The following is an 18,910-nucleotide window of genomic DNA, read 5'->3' as shown; positions in this document are numbered from 1 at the left end:
CACCTCGTTATGTCTCCATCAGTAGCGCGCCGAGATCGTCAGATAAGCGGCACGTCCCGGTGCCTCCAGCACGAAGGGCGCAGCGCTCTGATACAGCGCGTCATAGTAGCGCTTGTCGAAGATGTTGTTCACGGCCAGCTTCAATCGCCAGTTCTTGTTGATCTTCGCTTCCGTGAACGCGTCAAATCGCCAATAGCCCGGGATCGACGTACCCTGGTTGGCCGCGAGCAAGGTACCGCCGTAGATTTGCGAACGGTACACCGCCTGCCCGCCCAGTTCCCAGATATCGTTGAACTGGTATTTCGAGAGCAAGCTGAACGACTGATGCGCGATGTTGGCGAGCGGCCGCCCGACATTCGTCGGATAAAGCGCAATATTGGCCGACGGCGCCAGCGACTTGGTCACCTCCGACTGCATCAACACGAGGCCGCCGGACAGGCTCCATTTGTCGGTGATGTTGCCGCCTACGCCGAGATCGATACCGCGAATCCGGTAGGCCGCACCAGCAGTGATACAAGACACGTTGCCCGACCCCGGCGCCAGATTGTAGGTACAGCCCGGAACCGCGGCCGCAGTAGCTACGCTGTTGACATTCTGGGCTTCGCGCGCGTTTTCCTTCTCGGTCTGGAACAGCGCCGCCGTCACCAGCAAGTGACGGTCGAACAGCTCCCACTTCGTGCCGAGCTCGATCGCCTTGTTCTTCTCAGGCCCGAAGATCTGGGTGTTGCCGCCAGCCAAGGTGGGGTTGATGCCGCCATAGGCCGTGCTGGTGCCGTCGAACTCAGCGCCGACAGGATTCGAAGACGTGGCATAGGCCACATAGACGCTGCCATTCGGCAGAGGCTTCAACGTGAGCCCGAGATTGAAGCTCGGAATCAGGAATTCCGCCGACTGCTGACCAAAAGCGCCAGCCGTCGAGTATCCCGATGCCTTGATGCTGTAGTCGTCGTAGCGAAAACCGCCGTTGAGGATCAGCAAATCGCGATAGTTGGCGGAATCAACGACGTACCCGCTGGTGGTGTCGATGCCGATCTTGGTTGGCTTGCCCGTGAGGCCTCCCGGGATCGGAAACGGATTGTCCGTAGCCTGCGGATAAAAGACGCTAACGCCGGACGTCGATCCACCGCCGGTGAACGGCGTCGTCCCCGTCGTGATCTCGGAGCTAAGGCCCGTATAGCCATCGATCGAGGATCGTTCTCTGTCATATTCGATGCCGGCAAGCAGGGTGTGCTTGAAGCCGGCGACATCGTTGAACTTGTAGGTCGCCTCGGTCTGATTGGCGAACACGTCGGTGGCCTGGTAGCGGCTCTGCGGATTGGCCGTGAGCGTATAGGCCGTGAACGGAGCTCCCGCGGCGAGCGTCGGCGACTCCGGAAGCGTACCGATATAGTTCTGCGTCGGGTGCGACTCCCGGATCTTGTTGCTGAGCATCAGATCGGGCGTGATCTGGACCTCGGCGTTGACCGTACCGATGTCCTGACCGGTTCGATAGAAGTCGCGATTGACGAAGCCGTAGAAATTGTTGCGGTTGACACCAAAGTCTGGGAACGGACCACCTGATGTCGACGACGTGCTCGGCCGATAGTACGGCACGCCAAAATCCGGAATACCGGTCAATTCGGTGTGGATGTAATTGCTCGTGATCTTGATCGCATCGGTCGGCTTCCAGGTGGTGGCAACGAAAGCACCGTCGCGGTTGTCGATAACTCTGTCCCGGCCCGCGACCTTGGCATCCTGGAACAGGCCGACGGCGCGAATTGCGAATGTCGGATCGACGACCTGGTTGACGTCCAGCGTGACACGCTTGGTCTGGTCGGTGCCAAACGTGGTGTCCATGTTGTAGAAGCTCTTCTCCGTCGTTGCCTGCTTGGTGACGATGTTGATCGCACCACCTGCCGTGCCGCGGCCGGCGAAAGACGATGCCGGGCCGCGCAGGATCTCGACCTGCTCGGTGAAGAAGTTCTCTCGCACGCTGACACCGGCGTCGCGCATGCCGTCGATGAAGATGTCGTTGCGCGCGTCGAAGCCGCGAATGAAGAAGCGGTCGCCGAAGGCATTGCCGCCCTCCCCGGTGCCGAGCGTGACACCCGCGGTGCTCAGGATCGCCTGCTTCAGCGACGTGGCGCCCTTGTCTTCCAGCACCTCCTTCGACAGCACCGTCACCGATCGCGGCGTATCGACCAGCTTCTCCGGAAATTTCCCGGAGGCCTGCATGTGATCGACCTTGTATGGCGCGGCGGGATCCGCATAGGGGTTGCGGTCGGGAGCACCAGGGCTCGGGTTGACGACGGGCGCTGTTGCGGCCTGCTGACGCTGTGCGGCACGGCGTAGCGCGCTGCGGGCGCGGATCTGCTCGGGCGTCGGCTTCGCCGCAGTGGAGCGCGGGCGTTCCTTGGGCGCGTCGACGTTCACGGGCGGCAGAGTCGATTGCTGTGCCTGCGCGCCGGTCGAGACGGACGCGACCGCAATCAGACTCGCGACAGCCGACACGGTCTTGCCGGTCGCGCCATCGAGATTGCTGCCAAATGATTTCCGAACCGCGACCGAACGCAACGATCGCGGTGTTCTCGTAACGCCCATCACACGCCCCACTGTGCTTATGCTTCCAATCGTCGCGTTGCGACAACGCGACGCATTGGTGCTATCGGGCGTGGTTATGGGGGTCAACGCGATCACGGCAACACTGCGATACGAACCATCAATTTCATAGCGATTCTAAACTTGCGTGCGCATTCCAGTTTTTAAACCGTTCTAAAAACTCAAGTTTGTAAGCGTTCTAAAACTGGTACCAAGCGGATGGCGCGCATCGCGATCCATTGCAAAACAGCTGGGGATGCCTGCCGTGGCAGGCATCCCGGGTTTGGATCGGCGCAATCAGAACTTCATCAGAACTTGGCCGTCGTGATCAGATAGAACGCCCGCCCCGGCGCGACCGCGACGAACGGCACGGCGCTGCGATAGAGCGTGTCGTAGTAGAGCTTGTTGGTGAGGTTCTGCGCGTAGAACTTCATGGTCCAGTTCTTGTCGATCTTCTTCTCGACGAACGCATCGAAGCGCCAATAGCTCGGCAGCTCGTTGCCGGTGTTGGCCGCGAACGTGCCGCCATAGACCTTGGAGCGATACACCGCCTGGCCGCCGACTTCCCAATCGCCGTCGAACTTGTACTTGGTCAGCATGCTGAACGACTGGTGCGCGACGTTGGCGAGCTGCAGACCGAGATTGGAGGCGATGTTGCTCTGCGTGACCTTGGACTGCATCAGCACCAGGCCGCCGAAGATGCTCCAGCGATCTGTGATCTTGCCCTCGGCCTCGATGTCGATGCCCTGGATCTTGTAGGCTGCGCCTGATGTGAGCAGGCCCGCGGCGTTGGTCTCGCGCGCATTGTCCTTGGTGGTCTGGAACAGCGCTGCGCCGACCAGCAGGTGACGATCGGCAAGCTCCCACTTGGTGCCGACCTCGGCCGCCTTGTTACGCTCAGGCCCAAGCAGAACGGTCGTGTTGGCGGGAACGCCACCGTAATCGGTGCCGGTTGCGTCAAGCTCCGACCCGAACGGATTGGCCGAGGTCGCATAGGCCGCATAGATGCTGCCGATCGACATCGGCTTGTAGACCAGGCCGACGTTGTAGTTGACCAGATCGGAGTTCATTTTCAGATAGGCCGTGTTGGTCGACGAGCTCATGTTGTAGCCGTCATAGCGGATGCCACCGTTCACGATGATGGTGTCCTGCCAGTTCGCGGTGTCCATGGCGTAGACGCTGCTGGTGTTGACGCCATAGCGCGTCGGGTTGCCCGTCAGCGACGGAGTGCCGAAGCCACCAACATAAGTGGACTGAGGGGAGTAGAGATTGATCCCCGAGAGAGCCCCGCTGCTCGTGAAGCCGGAGCCGGCCAGCTCCGATGCAAGACCCGAATAACGGTCGATCGAGATGTTCTCGTTGGTGTATTCGACGCCGAACACCGCGGTGTGCTTGACCCCGCCGGTGTCGAGCTTGAACGTGGCCTCGTTCTGGTTGGCCCACACATCCACGGTCTGGTAGCGGCTCTGCGCGCTCGCCGTCGTGGTCCAGAGCAGCGGGTTCGGGCTGGCCGTCACCGGGTTCTGCGGCAGCGTGCCGATATAGTTGAGTAGCGAATGCTCGCCGCGCACCTTGCTGCTCAGCGTGATGGCCTCGTTGACCTTGTACTCCGCGGTCGCGGTGCCGAAATCCTGCCGCGCGGTCTGGAAGTCGCGGTTGAGAAAGCCGTACCAGGTCCCGCGCGGAATGCCGGCCGACGTCACCGGCACGTTGCCCTGCTTGTAATAGGGCACGCCGAAATCGGGCAGACCGCTGAGATCGGTGTGGACGTAGTTGGTCGTGATCTTGATGTCGTTGGTCGGCGTGTACTTGGTCGACAGGAACGTGCCCCAGCGATCGTCGGTCACGTAATTGCGGCCGGCGACATCGGCGTCCTGGAACAGGCCGCCGGTGCGCACCGAGAACGAGGGATCGACGACCTGGTTGACGTCAAGCGTGACGCGCTTGGTCCTGTCGGTGCCGAACTCGGTATCCATCCGCTTGAAGTTGACGTCGCCGGCCTGTTTGGTGACGATGTTGATGGCGCCGCCGGCCGTGCCGCGGCCGGCATAGGACGATGCCGGTCCGCGCAAAATCTCGATCTGCTCGGTGAAGAAGTTCTCGCGGATCGACACGGCGGGATCGCGGATGCCGTCGATGAAGACATCGTTGCGCGCATCGAAGCCGCGGATGAAGAAGCGGTCGCCGAAGGCGTTGCCGCCCTCACCCGATCCCAGCGTCACGCCGGCGGTCGAGCGCCCGATCTCCTTCAGCGTCGTCGCGTTCTTGTCCTCGAGCACTTCCTTGCTGAGCACAGTGATCGTCTTCGGCGTGTTCAGCATCGGCTCGGGAAACTTGCCGGAGGCCTGGACGTGGTCGACCTTGTAGGGCGCGGCCGGATCGGCATAGGGATTGCGATCGACGGCGCCGGCCGGCGCCGGTGCGGCGGCGGCAGCCTGCTGCTGCGCCTGCTGGCGCTGCGCGGCGCGGCGAAGCGCGTTGCGCGCACGGACCTGCTCCGGCGTCGGCTTCGAGGCGGCCGGACGCGAACGCTCGACCGGCGCATCGACATTCACCGGCGGCAGGCTCGACTGCTGCGCCTGCGCGCCGCTCGACACCGACGCCACCGCAATCAGGCCGGCAACGGCCGACACCGCCTTGCCGGAATTGCCATCGAGCTCAAATGAATTTCTTGCCGCGATCGCACGCAACGATCGCGGAGCCACCGCCAGCCCCATTCCAACGCACCCCAATCCAAACTCGTCGATACGCAACATGCGCGACGAACGATGAGACGGTGCTACCGATCACGAAAAATCAGGTCAATGCGAGGAGGCGCGCGCGACCTCTTGAATCGCTCTAGTTCAAATCGATTCTAGAATTTCGAATCTGAAATGATGAAACGTCGCGCGACACATTGAAGCAGCCAGTCACAGCAGCGCTTGTCCTCGCGCATCATTTTGCGCAGTCGTCAGTCGCTGCTCGGCGGCTTCATCAGCGAGAACAATTCGTCGACGGTGCGCCGCGCGGTCGCACGCACGCGATCGGAATTGTCCACGCCCGCGATGTTGACGCCGTTGACGACGGCTTTGATCTCGTCGCGAAAGTCGGTGAGGAAGCGCAAGGGATCGCGCTGCTCATTGGCGACGCGCGCGATCAACCCCGTGATCAGAATCTGACACGCGATCAGCTTGCCGTTCAGCTCGTCCATCATATGCTCCAGTTGTGGCGGGCCGATATGAACGACGCTGATTTTCCTGACAACCGAAACGGCAGGCGGCCGGTTTAGAACCGTCCTAACTGCGATCAATCCGAAACATCGAAGCTGCGTCCGGGCGCATGCAACGCCGCGCGCACGGTCGGCTGCTCACGCGGTCCGCGAGCACTGCCCAGCTTTTGCACTTTGTTGGCTTGCATCGGGAGAATGCAGCACTGCACACCGCTGCGGCACCCGGTTGCCTATGGGGTGCAAAGCTTTCCAATTGTTTAGGATTCTCAGCCGATAGTGCTGTTTACACTGGAACTTGGCGTGTATTATACAAGCCTCGCTGGAACCCTTTGATAGCCCCGCAATTCGTTGTTTTGGGCATACAAGCCGATACGATAAAAAATGAAAAAGTCACGGCCGATCCTGTGGGTTGTCATCATCGCAGCTGTGGCCGTTGTCGGCTATTACGGCTGGCAGCGATTCTCGGCGCTTGAGGCTGGGAAGGCCCAGACCGCGCAGAAGGGTCCGCCGCGGGCCCCCGCCGTGCCTGTCGGCGTTGCGCCGGTCCAGAAGGCCGACTTCCCGGTCTACCTGACTGGTCTGGGCACCGTGCAGGGCTTCAACACCGTACAAGTCCGGACCCGGGTGGACGGCCAGATCGACAAGATCGCCTTCACCGAAGGCCAAATGGTCAACCAGGGCGATCTCCTGGTCGAGATCGATCCGCGCCCGTTCCAGGCCGTCCTCGACCAGGCCAAAGCCAAGAAGGCGCAGGACGAGGCCAATCTCGCCAACGCCAATCTCGATCTGCAGCGCTACACCAAGCTCGGTGAATTCGCGACGCGGCAGCAGACCGATACGCAGCGCTCCACCGTTGCCCAGCTCACCGCCCAGATCGCCGCCGATGAAGCCGCGATCGCCAATGCCCAGACCCAGCTCGACTACACCCAGGTCAAGTCGCCGATCAGCGGCGTCGCGAGCCTGCGCCAGGTCGACATCGGCAATATCGTCAACGCCTCGACCCAGACCGGCATCGTCACCATCGCGCAGATCGAGCCGATCACGGTGATCTTCACGGCGCCGGAGGACCAGCTGCCTTATATCAGTGAGGGCCAGAAATCCGGCGAGCTCAAGGTGATCGCGTTCACCACCGACGGCAAGAAGACGCTGGCCGAAGGCAAGCTTGCCGTTATCAACAACCAGGTTGATACGACCAGCGGGACTATCAGGCTCAAGGCGGTGTTCGACAACAAGGAACACACGCTGTGGCCGGGACAATCGGTGTCGACACGCCTCTTGGTCCGGACCCTGAAGGATGCGACCATCGTGCCCGATGACGCGGTTCAGCATTCGACCAACGGCCTTTACGCCTATACCGTCGGCCAGGACAACAAGGCCGAAGTCCGCAAGATCAAGGTCAGCTACTCCATCGACGGACGCTCTGTCGTTGATGAAGGATTGAGCCCCGGTCAGCAGGTGATCACCAGCGGTCAATACAAGGTTCAGCCCGGCAGTCTTGTCTCGACGGCCGTGGCGAGCTCGGATCAGGTTCAGAAAAACAAGGTTCAGCAGGAATGACCGAAGCCGGGATTTCGGCACCTTTCATCCGTTATCCCATCGGCACGTCGCTGCTGATGGCCGGCATTCTCTTTGTCGGTCTCGTCGCCTATCCGCTGCTGCCGGTGGCGCCGCTGCCGCAGGTGGACTTCCCGACCATCCAGATCACAGCCAATTTGCCGGGCGGCAGCCCGGAGACGATGGCCTCGTCGGTCGCGCAGCCGCTGGAGCGCCAGTTCGCCCAGATTCCCGGCATCGCGCAGATGACCTCGACGAGCTATCTGGGCACCGCGTCGATCACCATCCAGTTTGATCTCAATCGCAGCATCGACGGTGCCGCCAACGACGTGCAGGGCGCCATCAACGCCGCTAGCGGCCAGTTGCCGAAGAATCTGCCCTCGCCGCCGACCTATCGCAAGGTGAACCCGGCGGACTCGCCGATCCTGCTGCTCTCGGCGACCTCAGACACGTTGCCGTTGACCACCGTCAGCGATTCGATTGACGCCCAGCTTGCGCAGCAGATCAGCCAGATCTCCGGCGTGGCGCAGGTGTTCATCGGCGGCCAGCAGAAGCCCTCGGTCCGCGTCCAGATCGATCCGGCGAAACTCGTGGCCAAGGGCCTGTCGCTGGAAGACGTGCGCAGCGCGATCGCCATCACCACGGTCGACAGCCCCAAGGGCAATATCGACGGCGACAAGCGCGCCTACACCATCTACGCCAACGACCAATTGTTGCAGTCCAAGGACTGGAACGACGTCATTATCGCCTACCGCAACGGCGGCCCCTTACGGATCAAGGACATCGGCCAGGCCGTCACCGGTCCAGAGGACGCCAAGCAAGCGGCCTGGGCGAACGGCAAGCGCGGCGTGTTCCTGGTCGTCTTCAAGCAGCCCGGCGCCAACGTCATCGAGACCGTCGACCGGATCAAGGCGACCCTGCCCCGCCTCGTCGCGGCGATCCCGCCCGCGGTCAAGATCGAGCTCATCAGCGACCGCACCACCACCATCCGCGCCGCGGTCGAAGACGTGCAGTTCACGCTGCTCCTCACCATCGCGCTTGTCGTGATGGTCATCTTCGTCTTCCTGCGCAGCTTCTGGGCGACCGTCATTCCCGCCATCACGGTTCCGCTGGCGCTGCTCGGCGCCTGCGCGCTGATGTGGGTGTTCGGCTATTCGCTCGACAATCTGTCATTGATGGCGCTCACGATCGCGGTCGGATTCGTCGTCGACGACGCCATCGTGATGCTCGAGAACATCACGCGCTATATCGAGGAAGGCGAAAAGCCGCTCGCCGCCGCCTTCCGGGGTTCCAAGGAAATCGGCTTCACCATCGTCTCGATCTCCATCTCGCTGGTCGCGGTGCTGATCCCGCTGCTCCTGATGGGCGGCATCATCGGTCGCCTGTTCCGTGAATTCGCGGTCGTGCTGGCGATGACGATCTTCGTCTCCATGTTCGTGTCGCTCACGCTGACGCCGATGATGGCCTCGCGCTTCCTGCGCGCCCATGGCGAGGTGACCCACGGCAAGTTCTACCAATGGAGCGAGAGCGCCTTCGACGCGATGCTGCGCGGCTACGAATATGTGCTCGACCACGCCATCGCCTGGCGGCGCACCACGCTGGTGATCTTCTTCGCCACGCTCGCTCTCTCGGTCTATCTCTTCATCCTGATCCCGAAGGGCTTCTTCCCACAGCAAGACGTCGGCCTGATTACCGCCACTTCCGAAGCCTCGCAGGACATTTCCTTCAAGGACATGACGAGGCGTCAGGAGCAGCTCGGCAAGATCATCCTGGCCGATCCCGACGTAGCCAGCGTCGCCATGTCGATCGGCGGCAGCGGCCGTGCCGGCAACAACGGCAACCTGTTCATCACGCTGAAGCCTCGCGACAAACGTGAGGCGTCGGCTCAGGAAATCATCGCGCGGTTACGTCCGAAATTCGACAAGGTCGAGGGCGCGCGCCTGTACATGCAGGCAGCCCAGGACGTCCGCCTTGGCGGCCGCCCGACGCGAACGCAGTTCGAGTTCACCCTGCAGGACGCCGACCTCGGCGAGCTCAATGAATGGGCGCCCAAGATCCTCGCCAAGATGCAAACGCTGCAGGAGCTGCGCGACGTCGCCACCGACCAGCAGACCCAGGGCACCACGGTTCAGCTCAAGATCAACCGCGACACCGCCTCGCGCTACGGCATCCAGCCGCAGCTGATCGACGACACGCTGTATGACGCCTTCGGCCAGCGCCAGGTCACCCAGTACTTCACGCAGCTCAACAGCTATCACGTGATCCTGGAAATCCTGCCTGAGATGCAGGGCAATCTGGATTCGCTGAACAAGCTGTATCTGAAGTCACCGCTGACCGGCGACCAGGTGCCGTTGTCGACCTTTGCGACCTGGACCACCGATCCAGTCCGCCCACTCTCGATCAGCCACCAGGGCCAGTTCCCGGCGATTACGATCAGCTTCAACCTCGCCCAGGGCGTCGCGCTTGGGCAGGCCACCCAGGCCGTGCAGAAGGCGATGGCCGATCTCGGCGCGCCCGCGACGCTGAACTCGAGTTTCCAGGGCACCGCGCAGGCGTTCCAGCAGTCGCTCGGCACCGTGCCGCTTCTGATCCTGGCAGCGCTCGTTGTGGTCTATCTGATCCTCGGCATTCTCTACGAGAGCTACATCCATCCGATCACGATTTTGTCGACCCTGCCCTCGGCCGGCGTCGGCGCGCTCGCGATCCTGATGGCGGCCGGCTTCGACTTCAGCCTGATCGCGCTGATCGGCATCATCCTGCTGATCGGCATCGTGAAGAAGAACGGCATCATGATGGTCGACTTCGCCATCGCCGCCGAACGCGACGGGAAGACGCCGGAAGAATCAATCCGGCAGGCCGCGCTGCTCCGCTTCCGCCCGATCATGATGACCACGATGGCCGCGCTGCTCGGCGGCGTGCCGCTGATGCTCGGCCACGGCACCGGCGCCGAGATCCGCCAGCCGCTCGGCTACGCCATGGTCGGCGGCCTGATCGTCAGCCAGGCGCTGACGCTGTTCACAACGCCGGTGGTCTATCTCTATCTCGACAAGTTCTCGAACCTGTTCAAGAGCCATTCGGCCGAGGACGAAAGGCACGAGGCGACCGGGCACCGCGCCGTCAAGGAAGCCGCCGAGTAAGCTTGCGCCGCGGCTTTCGCGACGCTACAGCGAGGCCATCGGTTCACGCCAACGCGGTCTCGCCATGCCCATGCAATCCAGACTTGTCGTTCTCGCCGCCGCTGCCCTGTTGTCCACGGGTGCCGCGTATGCCCAGCAGGGCGCCAAGAAGAACGCTGCTCCCCCGGCCCCGGCGGCACAGCCCGCGCCCTCACCGACCCAGCCGCAAGCCGAAGGCGCTCCTGCACAGCAGCCCGGCTGGATCGCCCGCTGCACCAGCGCGAGCCGCGACGCGCCCCTCGAATGCGCGATCGAGCAGAACGCGGTCCTGACCAGGACCGGCCAGACCATCGTCCTGATCAACATCCGCATTGCCCCCGACACCCGCACGCCGGTCGCCTTGCTCCAGCTTCCGCTCGGCCTCAATTTGCAGGTGGGCGCGAAACTCCAGGTCGACGAGGGCAAGACGGTCGATCTCCAGATCCAGACCTGCGAGAACCGCGGCTGCTACGCCTCGACGCCGATCGCGCCGGACCTGCTTGCGAGCCTGAAGTCGGGCAAGCAGTTGAAGGTCTCCTTCCAGAACATGGCCAAGGAGACGATCGCGATCCCGATGCCGCTCAGCGATTTTGCGACGGCCTACGACAAGATCAAGTAAGGGGCCTCGCGCCCCTACTGCCGGGCCATCTGCGCATTGCCGACGGCCTCGCCGTCGAGCCTCTGGTCGTTGTGCATGGTGACGGTGACGCGCAGCAACTTACCCTCAAACTCGAACGGCGACTCGTAGTGCGACACCGGGCTGCCGCGGTCGCGGCCGATGTCGAGGCCGGACCACGAGATCAGCGTGTGGAAGCCGAGCTGGGTCTGGAGCGAGCCGGCCTTCTCGCCGTCGATCAGCAGCGTGTAGTCGGTGACGCCGGTGCGCGAGCCCTTGGCCGGCGGCTCCTTGCGGACGAGGCGCTCGACATGGACGCCGAGCCGTCGCGCGCCTGACGGCACCTTGCGGTCGGAGCGCACGATCTGGTGGCTGCCGCCGATGTTGAGGTCGTGCACGAGGTGGCCATCCCTGACGTAAAGGCTGTAGCCCGACGTCGCATCGCCATGCGAGATCAGCACGCCATCGGCGCCCGCCTCATCGATCTCGACATGCGCCTCGATCGTGTAGCTGCGGCTGCGCACATCGGGCGCGACGTCGGTCGGCACGTGGCCCATGCCGTGGTGGAAGACGAATTGGTGGCGCGCACCGTGGAAGCGCGCGGCGTTCTCGGCAAAGCGCGGCCCGAAACGGTCGTCGAGCGGCAGCACGTTATGTTTCTCGGCCTCGCCCCACCAAGTCGCGATCATCTGCGCCAGACGCTCCGGCTCCTTCGCCGCGAGGTCGTCGGTCTCGGAGAAGTCCTTATCGAGATGGAACAGCTCCCATTTGTCGTTCTCGAACGGCGTGCCCGGCGGATGATACGCGACCGCCTTCCAGCCGCCTTGCCAGAGACCGCGGTGGCCGAACATCTCGAAATATTGCGGTGAGCTCTTTGACGGCACCGACGCATCGGTGATCGAGCGCGCAAAGCTCTCGCCTTCGAGCGGCATCTGCGGGCAGCCGCCGATCTCGCGCGGCGCCTCAATGCCGATCAACTCGAGCAGCGTCGGCGTCAGGTCGCAGGCGTGCACGAACTGGTGCCGCAGCTCGCCTCTGGCTGCAATCCGCTTCGGCCAGTTGATGACGAAGGGATCGCGGATGCCGCCGCCATGGGTGTTCTGCTTGTAGCGGCGCAGCGGCGTGTTTGACGCCATCGCCCACCCATGCGGGAAATTGCTGTGGGTGTCGGGCCCGCCGATATCGTCGATGCGGGCGAGCTTCTCCGCGATCGGCTCAGGCTTGAAATTGAACGGCCCCATCGCGTTGACGAAGCCGAGCGGGCCGCCCTCCTGGCTCGCGCCATTATCGGACATCACAATGATCACCGTGTTGTCGCGAATGTCAGCCGTCTCCAGGAATGAGACAAGGCGCGCAAGATGCCGGTCGGAATGATCGAGCATGCCGGCGAAGGCCGCCTGCAGCCGCGTGAACACCCGCCGCTCGTCGATGGAGTGCTCCTCCCAGGCCTTCACGCCGTCGTTGCGCGCGGGCATCCGCGTCCCCTGCGGCACCAGCCCCATCGCCTTCTGGCGCGCCAGCCGCCTTTCGCGCTCGACATCCCAGCCGTGCACGAATTCGGAATCGTAGCTGCGGATGATCTCGGCCGGCGCCTGATGCGGCGCATGGCAGGCGCCGAGCGCGACCCAGCTCAGCCACGGAATATCCGGCCGATCGGCATGATGATCGCCGATGAAGCGGATGGCCTGATCGACCAGATCCTCGGTCAGGTGATAGCCGTCGGCGTAAGTGCCCGGAGGATCGATGTGCGTATTGTCAGAGACGAGCTCGGGCGCGTATTGGTCGGTCTCGGCGTCGAGGAAGCCGTAGAAGCGGTCGAAGCCGCGCCCTAACGGCCAGCCGTCGAACGGGCCGGTCGCGCCGCTCTCGGTCAGCGGCGTGACGTGCCATTTGCCGACCATGTAGTTGCGATAGCCGTGCACACGCAGCATTTCAGCGAGCGTGCCCGCCTCGCGCGCGATCTTGCCGCGGTAGCCGGGATAGCCGGAATCGAAATTGGCGAGGCACCCGACGCCGACCGAATGGTGGTTGCGGCCGGTGAGCAGTGCGGCACGCGTCGTCGAGCACATCGCGGTGGTGTGGAAGCCCGAATAGCGCAGGCCCTCCGCGGCGAGCTTATCGATGGTCGGCGTCTTGATGCTCGAGCCGTAGCAGCCGAAATCGGAGAATCCGACGTCGTCGAACAGCACGACGAGGATGTTCGGAGCGCCTGCGGGCGGCTTCGCGGCCTCCGGCCACCAGGGCTTTGACTCCGCAGCCGTCTTGCCGACGGTGCCGCGAAACGGCGTGCCGCTGCCTGCGCTCATTGGTTGCTCTCTATCCCAGCCATCGCGGTTGACCCGCGGCTCGTCTCGGCCTAAATTATAATCAGAATTATGATTATAATCTGGGACGGATGCAAGCACGAACGCGGCCATCTTCCGAGGCGACGGGCTCCCGCGATTTCGATCTGCCGGGCGTCGCCCCGTCGCGCCAGAAGCGCAGCCGCGAGACGACGCTGGCGCTGCTGCGGGCCGGCGCCGACATGCTGCGGACACGAAGCCTTGCCGAGCTCTCGATCGAGACGCTCTGCGCTGAAGTCGACGCCACCGTCGGCGCCTTCTACAGCCGCTTTGAGAGCAAGGAGGCTTATTTCAACGCGTTGATGGCGCTGGCCGCACGCGACGGCGAGCAGCGGCTGGGTGAAATCAGACGCCCATCGCCCGAGACGGATCTCGACAAGCTCTGCCACATCATCGTCAGCGGCATCATCGCCTGGATGCGCCACCACGAGGGCGTGCTGCGTGCAGCGCTCCAGCATGACGACACCCGTCCGGACAAATGGACACCTTTCAAGGCCCTCGCGAAAGCGACAACCGAACGCGCCACGCCTCTCCTGCTGCCGGCCATGGGCAAGGGCCGTAAGGCGGCAAAGACGCGCGCCATCGGTTTCGGCTTCCAGGTCGTGCTAGGCACGCTGGTGAACGCGATCCTCAACGATCCGGGCCCGCTGTCGCTTCGGTCGAAAGAGATGGAGACACGGCTTGCAGGCTGCCTGTGGCTGCTGCTGCAGGCGGAGATCACTCAGTCCACGCCGAGATAGGCCTTCTGCACCTGCGGATCCTGGGCCAATGCCGCTGCAGTGCCCGACAGCACGCTCTTGCCGACCTGGAGCACTGTGGCGAAGTCCGAGACTTCCAGTGCGAGCTCGATCGATTGCTCGGCAAGCAGGATGGTCAGGCCTTCGCGATGCAGGCGACCAAACGTCTCGTACATGGACTCGACCACCGCCGGCGCGAGGCCGAGCGATGGCTCGTCCAGCATCAGGAGTTTTGGGTCGCTCATCAACGCGCGACCGACCGCGAGCATCTGCCGCTCGCCACCGGACATAGTGCCGGCGCGCTGGTTGCGGCGTTCCTTCAGTCGCGGAAAAATCTCGTAGACGCGCTCAAGCAGCGTGGCCTGGCGCGGTTTGTCGTGCAGCGGTGTCGCGCCGAGCATAAGGTTGTTCTCGACGCTCTGCTGCACGAAAAGCCGCCAGCCTTCAGGCGACAGCGCCAACCCCTTGCGCACGATCGCAAAGGCCTTCTGGCCGGCGATGTCCTCGCCGCGAAAGCTGATCGTTCCTGAATGCACGGGGATGAGGCCGGCGATCGCATTCAGCGTCGTGGTTTTGCCGCCGCCATTGGAGCCGAGCAGCGCGACGACGCTGCCCTCGGGCACCTCCAGCGAGACGTCGGAGACACCGATGAGGTCGCCATAGCGCACCTCGAGATGCTCGATCCTGAGCAACGGTCCGCTCATAGATCCGGCCCGCCCATCAGCTCGACCGGTGTGTGACCGGCGGCCGCCTTCGCCGCGCGTTTGCCGAGATAGGCTTCGATCACAGCCGGGTTCGAGGTGACCTCGCGGGGCGAGCCGCGGGCGATCTCCTTGCCCTGGTGAAACACCATCACCCGGCTTGCGAGCGACATGATCACTTCCATGATGTGCTCGACGATCACGAGCGTGATGCCGGAGCGATGGATGTCGCGGACGAGATCGATCGCGAGCCTCACCTCATGCGCGTTGAGGCCGGCCATGGCCTCATCGAGCAGCAGCACTTTTGGCTCGGTCGCGAGCGCGCGGGCGATCTCCAGCCGCTTGCGGCCGGGCGTGCCGAGCGAGCGCGCGGGTGCATCCGCAAGCCGGCTCATGCCGACGCGCTCCAGCACGGCACGCGCCCTGGTTTCAGCCGTCTTGCGATGCGAGGTGCGCAGGAACGCGCCGATCATGACATTCTCAAGCACCGTCATGCCCTCGAACGTCTGCGGCACCTGGAAGGTGCGCGCGAGCCCAAGCCGGGCGCGCAGCTCCGGCGCGAAATCGGTGATGTCACATCCTTCGAACAGGACGCGGCCGGATGTGGCTTTGAGATCGCCGGTCAAGCAATTGAAGAAGGTCGACTTGCCGGCACCGTTCGGGCCGATCAGGCCGAGAATGTCACCCTGCTCCAGCGTCACGGAGGCATCGTCCACCGCCCTGAAGCTGCCGAACGCCTTGGTGATCCCGCGCGCCTCAAGGAGCATGGGTTGCTCCGTTGTCAGTCCTGGACTTGCTGCGCCCTGTAAAGAGGCTGAGCAGACCACCGGGCTGGAAGCGCGCGATCAGCACGATGATCGCGCCATAGAGCACGAAGGTGAGGCCTGCGCCCTTGCCGCCGAGCCAGCTGTTGGAGATCTCTTCCAGTGGCACCAGGATCGCTGCGCCCACCAGCGGCCCGAACAGCAGCCCTGCCCCGCCGAGCGCCGCCATGATCAGGATTTTCACCGAGATCAGGATGCCGAGGCCGGACTCGGGATCGACGAAACCGAACATCATCGCATAGAGCGCGCCGGCGACGCTGGTGAACGCGGCACTCAGCATGTAGGCGTAAAGCTTGGTGCGGGTTGCGGGTGCACCGAGCGAACGCGCGGCGCGCTCGGAATCCTTGATCGCGCGCAGGTAAAATCCCATACGGCTGTTGGTCATCCACCAGGTGACGAAGAGCGTGATCGCGAGGATGACCAGGAAGAGATAATAGTAAGGCAGCGACGACAGGAACGAGAGATCGAAGATGTTGCGAGGTACGGTCGGGCCCGAGAGGCCGACCGCCGCGCCCAGCCAGTCGGTGTTGGTGACGATCAACCGCATCGTCTCGGCGACTGCGATCGTCGCCATGCTGAAGTAATGCCCCGACAGCCGCAGCGTCGGCACGCCGATGATCGCGGCAAGCGCGACCGCAATCACGATGCCGCCGGGAATGCCGAACAGCGGCGAGAGCCCGAACTTGGCGTAGGACGCCATCGCGGCATAGGCGCCGCAGCCGAAGAATACGACATGGCCGACCGAAACCTGGCCGGCATAGCCACCGACAATGTTCCAGGCCGACGCCGCGATCGCGTAGAGCAACACCAGCGCGCCAAGGCGCTGCTGGAACGGCGAGGACAACAGCAATGGATAGGCCATCGCAACGGCCACGACGACCGAAAGCCAGATCAAGCGCCGCATCACATCTTCCCCATCAGGCCCTGTGGCCGGAACCAGAGGAAGAACAGGAACAGGACATAGACGACGATGTCCTTGTACACCGCGCCGATGAGATAGCCGGACAGCGACTCGATCACGCCGATCAACAGGCCCGCGACCAGCGCCCCGGGCACGCTCCCAAAGCCGCCGAGCGAGACCGTGACGAACGCGACGATGCTGAGCGTCTCGCCGACCGTCGGCACAATGTAGAAAAAATTCGCGATCAGCGCGCCGGCGAGACCAGTGGCGCCGGCCGCAATCGCCCAGGCAATCGCCTGCATGGTATCGGGCCGGATCCCCATCAGCTGTGCCGCGGTCTGATCCTCCGCCACCGCCAGCATTTTCGAGCCGAGCGAGGTGCGCGTCAGCAACAGATGCAGGCCGAGCGTCACCAGCAGCGCGACCACACCGGCCAGCAGCCGCGAGGCCTCGATGCGCAGACCCGCAAACGCATACGTGCCGCCGACGATGTCCTGCGGCATCGACAGGAAATTGGCGCCGAACCACCAGAACACGGAATAGCGCAGCAGCAGCGCAAGGCCGAAAGTGCCGAGGATCTGCGCCAGCATCGGCCCCTTCATGATGTCGCGGATCAGGGCGAAGTAGACGACGACGCCGACGGTTGCGAGCACCAGCGTTGCGAGCGGCGCACCCAGGAGCGGCCCGCCTCCCATCAGGGTGTAGACGACATAGGCGACGTACATGCCGAGCATGACGAAGTCGCCATGCGCGAAATTGACGATGTTCATCATACCCCACACCAGTGTGAGGCCCGAGGAAAACAGGGCGTAGACGGCGCCAAGCAGAAGCCCGCCGACGATCACCTGCACAAGGACAAAGGACATGAGCCGCGTTGCTCTGATCAGATCATTTTGGGAAAGGCGGGGCGAAAAGGCCTCGCCTTCAAAAACTCTCACCAGCCCTTGTAGGGCAGCACCGGCGGCTTTTCGGCCGTCGCCTTCGGCCACACCGAGACGTAGTTCTCGCCGTCCTGCAGCTGGATGATGGCGCCTGAGGCCAGGATGTTCTGCCCCTTGTCGTCGAACTTCACGCCCTTGTAGCCGATCATGAGCTGGTCGGCCTTCAGCTCCGTCGTCTTCAACGCGGCCTGGACCTTTGCCGGATCGGTCGAGCCGGCGCGGTCGATGGCGTCGGCCAGCACGAAGAAGCCCTGCATCTGGCGGGCCACCGTGTCGTCCATCTCCTCGCCGCTCTTCTTCTTGTACAAGTCGGCGATGACGGCTGACGCCGAGCCCGGCGGTCCGACGACCCAGGACGAACGGTTGAAGACGCCTTGCGAGATCTTGCCGACCGCCTTGATGAAGGACGGGTCGGAATAGCCGGCATCGTCGGCAAGCAGGATCGCCGGCTTGTAGTCGAGCGACTGCATGGTCTTGGCGAACAGGATCGCATCCGACGTGTAGCTGATCATGATGATCACGTCGGGCTTCTTGTCCTTGAGCTGGAGCACCTGGCCCTGCACGTCGGTCGCGTTGACGGGATAGGCGACGTCGAGCGCGACCGGCTGCCCCTTCTCCTTGAAGGCGGCGCTGATCGTGTTGGCGACCGAGGTGCCGTATTCGGTGTTGTCATGGACCAGCGCGATCGCATTGGTCTTGGCGCCGGCCGCCTTCATGTCGGCGAGGAAATCAACGTAGATCTTGGCGAAATCCGTCGCGATCGGCGTGGTGCGGAAAAACCATTTGAAGCCGCGCTCGGTGAGATTGGCGGCAACCGACTCCGAGTTCAGGTAGGGAATGCCGTATTTCTCGGCGATTGCGCTTGAGGTCAACGTGATGCCGGACTGGTATGCGCCGAACACGGCCGCGACCTTGTCTTCCGTGATCAGCCGCAGTGCCTGGTTCTGGCCCGTCGCGGGGTTGCCCTGGTTGTCGGCGAACACGGCCTCGATCCTGGCGCCGCCGAGGCCGGCAAGCCCTGCGTACTTCGCCAGCGGCAGATTGCCGAGTTCGGGATGGGCGTTGTTGATGATGTCCATCGCAACTTCGAGCGCCGCCTTGGCATGCGCGCCGATCGAGGCGGTGCCGCCGGACATCGGCAGAATGACGCCGATCTTGACCGCCTTGTCCTCGGCGCGCGCGCCGGCAGTGAACGCAAGGGACATCGCGGCCGCGCAAAGCAGCCCCGTGACGTGCTTCAATGTCATGAAATCCAACCTCCCCAAGGGTTTCCCCAACCAAGATTTTTTGGATGCTGAGGGCTTAGGCGCCCGCTTCCGTTTGATTATGCCTGGTGATGAGAGGATGGCATGCC

At 63.4% G+C, this 18,910-nt stretch carries 13 protein-coding genes; 4 read left to right on the top strand and 9 right to left on the bottom strand.

All coding sequences use genetic code 11. From position 1 onward, the window contains the following. Positions 1 to 18: 18 nt before the first annotated feature. The 3 genes from ACLFLU_RS18960 to ACLFLU_RS18950 all read right to left on the bottom strand — a co-directional run bounded on the left by ACLFLU_RS18960 (position 19) and on the right by ACLFLU_RS18950 (position 5,767). The gene (locus ACLFLU_RS18960) at positions 19 to 2,580 is read right to left on the bottom strand and encodes a TonB-dependent receptor (RefSeq protein WP_426413671.1); all 2,562 of its coding nucleotides are present in this window, start codon (positions 2,578 to 2,580) and stop codon (positions 19 to 21) included. A 305-nt stretch (positions 2,581 to 2,885) separates the two neighbouring features. Next, positions 2,886 to 5,294, bottom strand: coding sequence for a TonB-dependent receptor (locus ACLFLU_RS18955; RefSeq protein ID WP_426413670.1), 2,409 nt, complete (start codon positions 5,292 to 5,294; stop codon positions 2,886 to 2,888). Positions 5,295 to 5,527: 233 nt separating this feature from the next. After that, positions 5,528 to 5,767 (bottom strand): hypothetical protein, encoded by a 240-nt coding sequence (locus ACLFLU_RS18950; protein WP_426413669.1) that lies wholly within the window; start codon positions 5,765 to 5,767, stop codon positions 5,528 to 5,530. A 399-nt stretch (positions 5,768 to 6,166) separates the two neighbouring features. Here ACLFLU_RS18950 and ACLFLU_RS18945 point away from each other — a divergent pair, with 399 nt between their 5' ends. The 3 genes from ACLFLU_RS18945 (at position 6,167) to ACLFLU_RS18935 (ending at position 11,113) form a co-directional block, all read left to right on the top strand. Further along, positions 6,167 to 7,342, top strand: a complete 1,176-nt coding sequence (locus tag ACLFLU_RS18945) for an efflux RND transporter periplasmic adaptor subunit (RefSeq protein WP_426413668.1) — start codon at positions 6,167 to 6,169, stop codon at positions 7,340 to 7,342. Beyond that, positions 7,339 to 10,476 carry a multidrug efflux RND transporter permease subunit gene (locus tag ACLFLU_RS18940; protein WP_426413667.1) on the top strand — a complete coding sequence of 1,046 codons (3,138 nt, stop codon included), beginning with the start codon at positions 7,339 to 7,341 and terminating at the stop codon, positions 10,474 to 10,476. The genes ACLFLU_RS18945 and ACLFLU_RS18940 overlap by 4 nt, the downstream gene beginning before the upstream one ends. Positions 10,477 to 10,540: 64 nt before the next feature. Continuing rightward, entirely contained in the window at positions 10,541 to 11,113 is a 573-nt protein-coding gene (locus ACLFLU_RS18935; RefSeq protein ID WP_426413666.1) for an invasion associated locus B family protein, read from the top strand. Positions 11,114 to 11,127: 14 nt separating this feature from the next. On the opposite strand, the gene ACLFLU_RS18930 is transcribed toward ACLFLU_RS18935, so the two are convergent. After that, positions 11,128 to 13,416: an arylsulfatase gene (locus tag ACLFLU_RS18930; RefSeq protein ID WP_426413665.1), complete on the bottom strand. Its 2,289-nt coding sequence runs from the start codon at positions 13,414 to 13,416 to the stop codon at positions 11,128 to 11,130. 89 nt (positions 13,417 to 13,505) lie between these two features. Between ACLFLU_RS18930 and ACLFLU_RS18925 the strand changes: the two genes are divergently transcribed. Next, on the top strand, positions 13,506 to 14,192 hold the full coding sequence (locus ACLFLU_RS18925) for a TetR/AcrR family transcriptional regulator (RefSeq protein ID WP_426413664.1): 687 nt from the start codon (positions 13,506 to 13,508) through the stop codon (positions 14,190 to 14,192). On the opposite strand, the gene ACLFLU_RS18920 is transcribed toward ACLFLU_RS18925, so the two are convergent. The 5 genes from ACLFLU_RS18920 to ACLFLU_RS18900 all read right to left on the bottom strand — a co-directional run bounded on the left by ACLFLU_RS18920 (position 14,174) and on the right by ACLFLU_RS18900 (position 18,803). After that, positions 14,174 to 14,893, bottom strand: a complete 720-nt coding sequence (locus ACLFLU_RS18920; protein ID WP_426413663.1) for an ABC transporter ATP-binding protein — start codon at positions 14,891 to 14,893, stop codon at positions 14,174 to 14,176. The two genes, ACLFLU_RS18925 and ACLFLU_RS18920, sit on opposite strands and share 19 nt — an antisense overlap. Further along, positions 14,890 to 15,657 carry an ABC transporter ATP-binding protein gene (locus ACLFLU_RS18915; protein WP_426413662.1) on the bottom strand — a complete coding sequence of 256 codons (768 nt, stop codon included), beginning with the start codon at positions 15,655 to 15,657 and terminating at the stop codon, positions 14,890 to 14,892. The genes ACLFLU_RS18920 and ACLFLU_RS18915 overlap by 4 nt, the downstream gene beginning before the upstream one ends. After that, the gene (locus ACLFLU_RS18910) at positions 15,647 to 16,618 is read right to left on the bottom strand and encodes a branched-chain amino acid ABC transporter permease (protein ID WP_426413661.1); all 972 of its coding nucleotides are present in this window, start codon (positions 16,616 to 16,618) and stop codon (positions 15,647 to 15,649) included. Before ACLFLU_RS18910 ends, ACLFLU_RS18915 begins: the two co-directional genes overlap by 11 nt. Continuing rightward, the gene (locus ACLFLU_RS18905; RefSeq protein WP_426413660.1) at positions 16,618 to 17,481 is read right to left on the bottom strand and encodes a branched-chain amino acid ABC transporter permease; all 864 of its coding nucleotides are present in this window, start codon (positions 17,479 to 17,481) and stop codon (positions 16,618 to 16,620) included. The genes ACLFLU_RS18910 and ACLFLU_RS18905 overlap by 1 nt, the downstream gene beginning before the upstream one ends. A gap of 68 nt (positions 17,482 to 17,549) precedes the next feature. Continuing rightward, complete coding sequence (locus tag ACLFLU_RS18900) at positions 17,550 to 18,803, bottom strand: ABC transporter substrate-binding protein (RefSeq protein WP_426413659.1); 1,254 nt, start codon at positions 18,801 to 18,803, stop codon at positions 17,550 to 17,552. Between the last annotated feature and the right edge of the window lie 107 nt (positions 18,804 to 18,910).

Source organism: Bradyrhizobium ganzhouense, from assembly GCF_049949285.1.
GTDB lineage: Bacteria > Pseudomonadota > Alphaproteobacteria > Rhizobiales > Xanthobacteraceae > Bradyrhizobium > Bradyrhizobium ganzhouense.
This window is presented reverse-complemented; position numbering and strand designations above follow the sequence as displayed.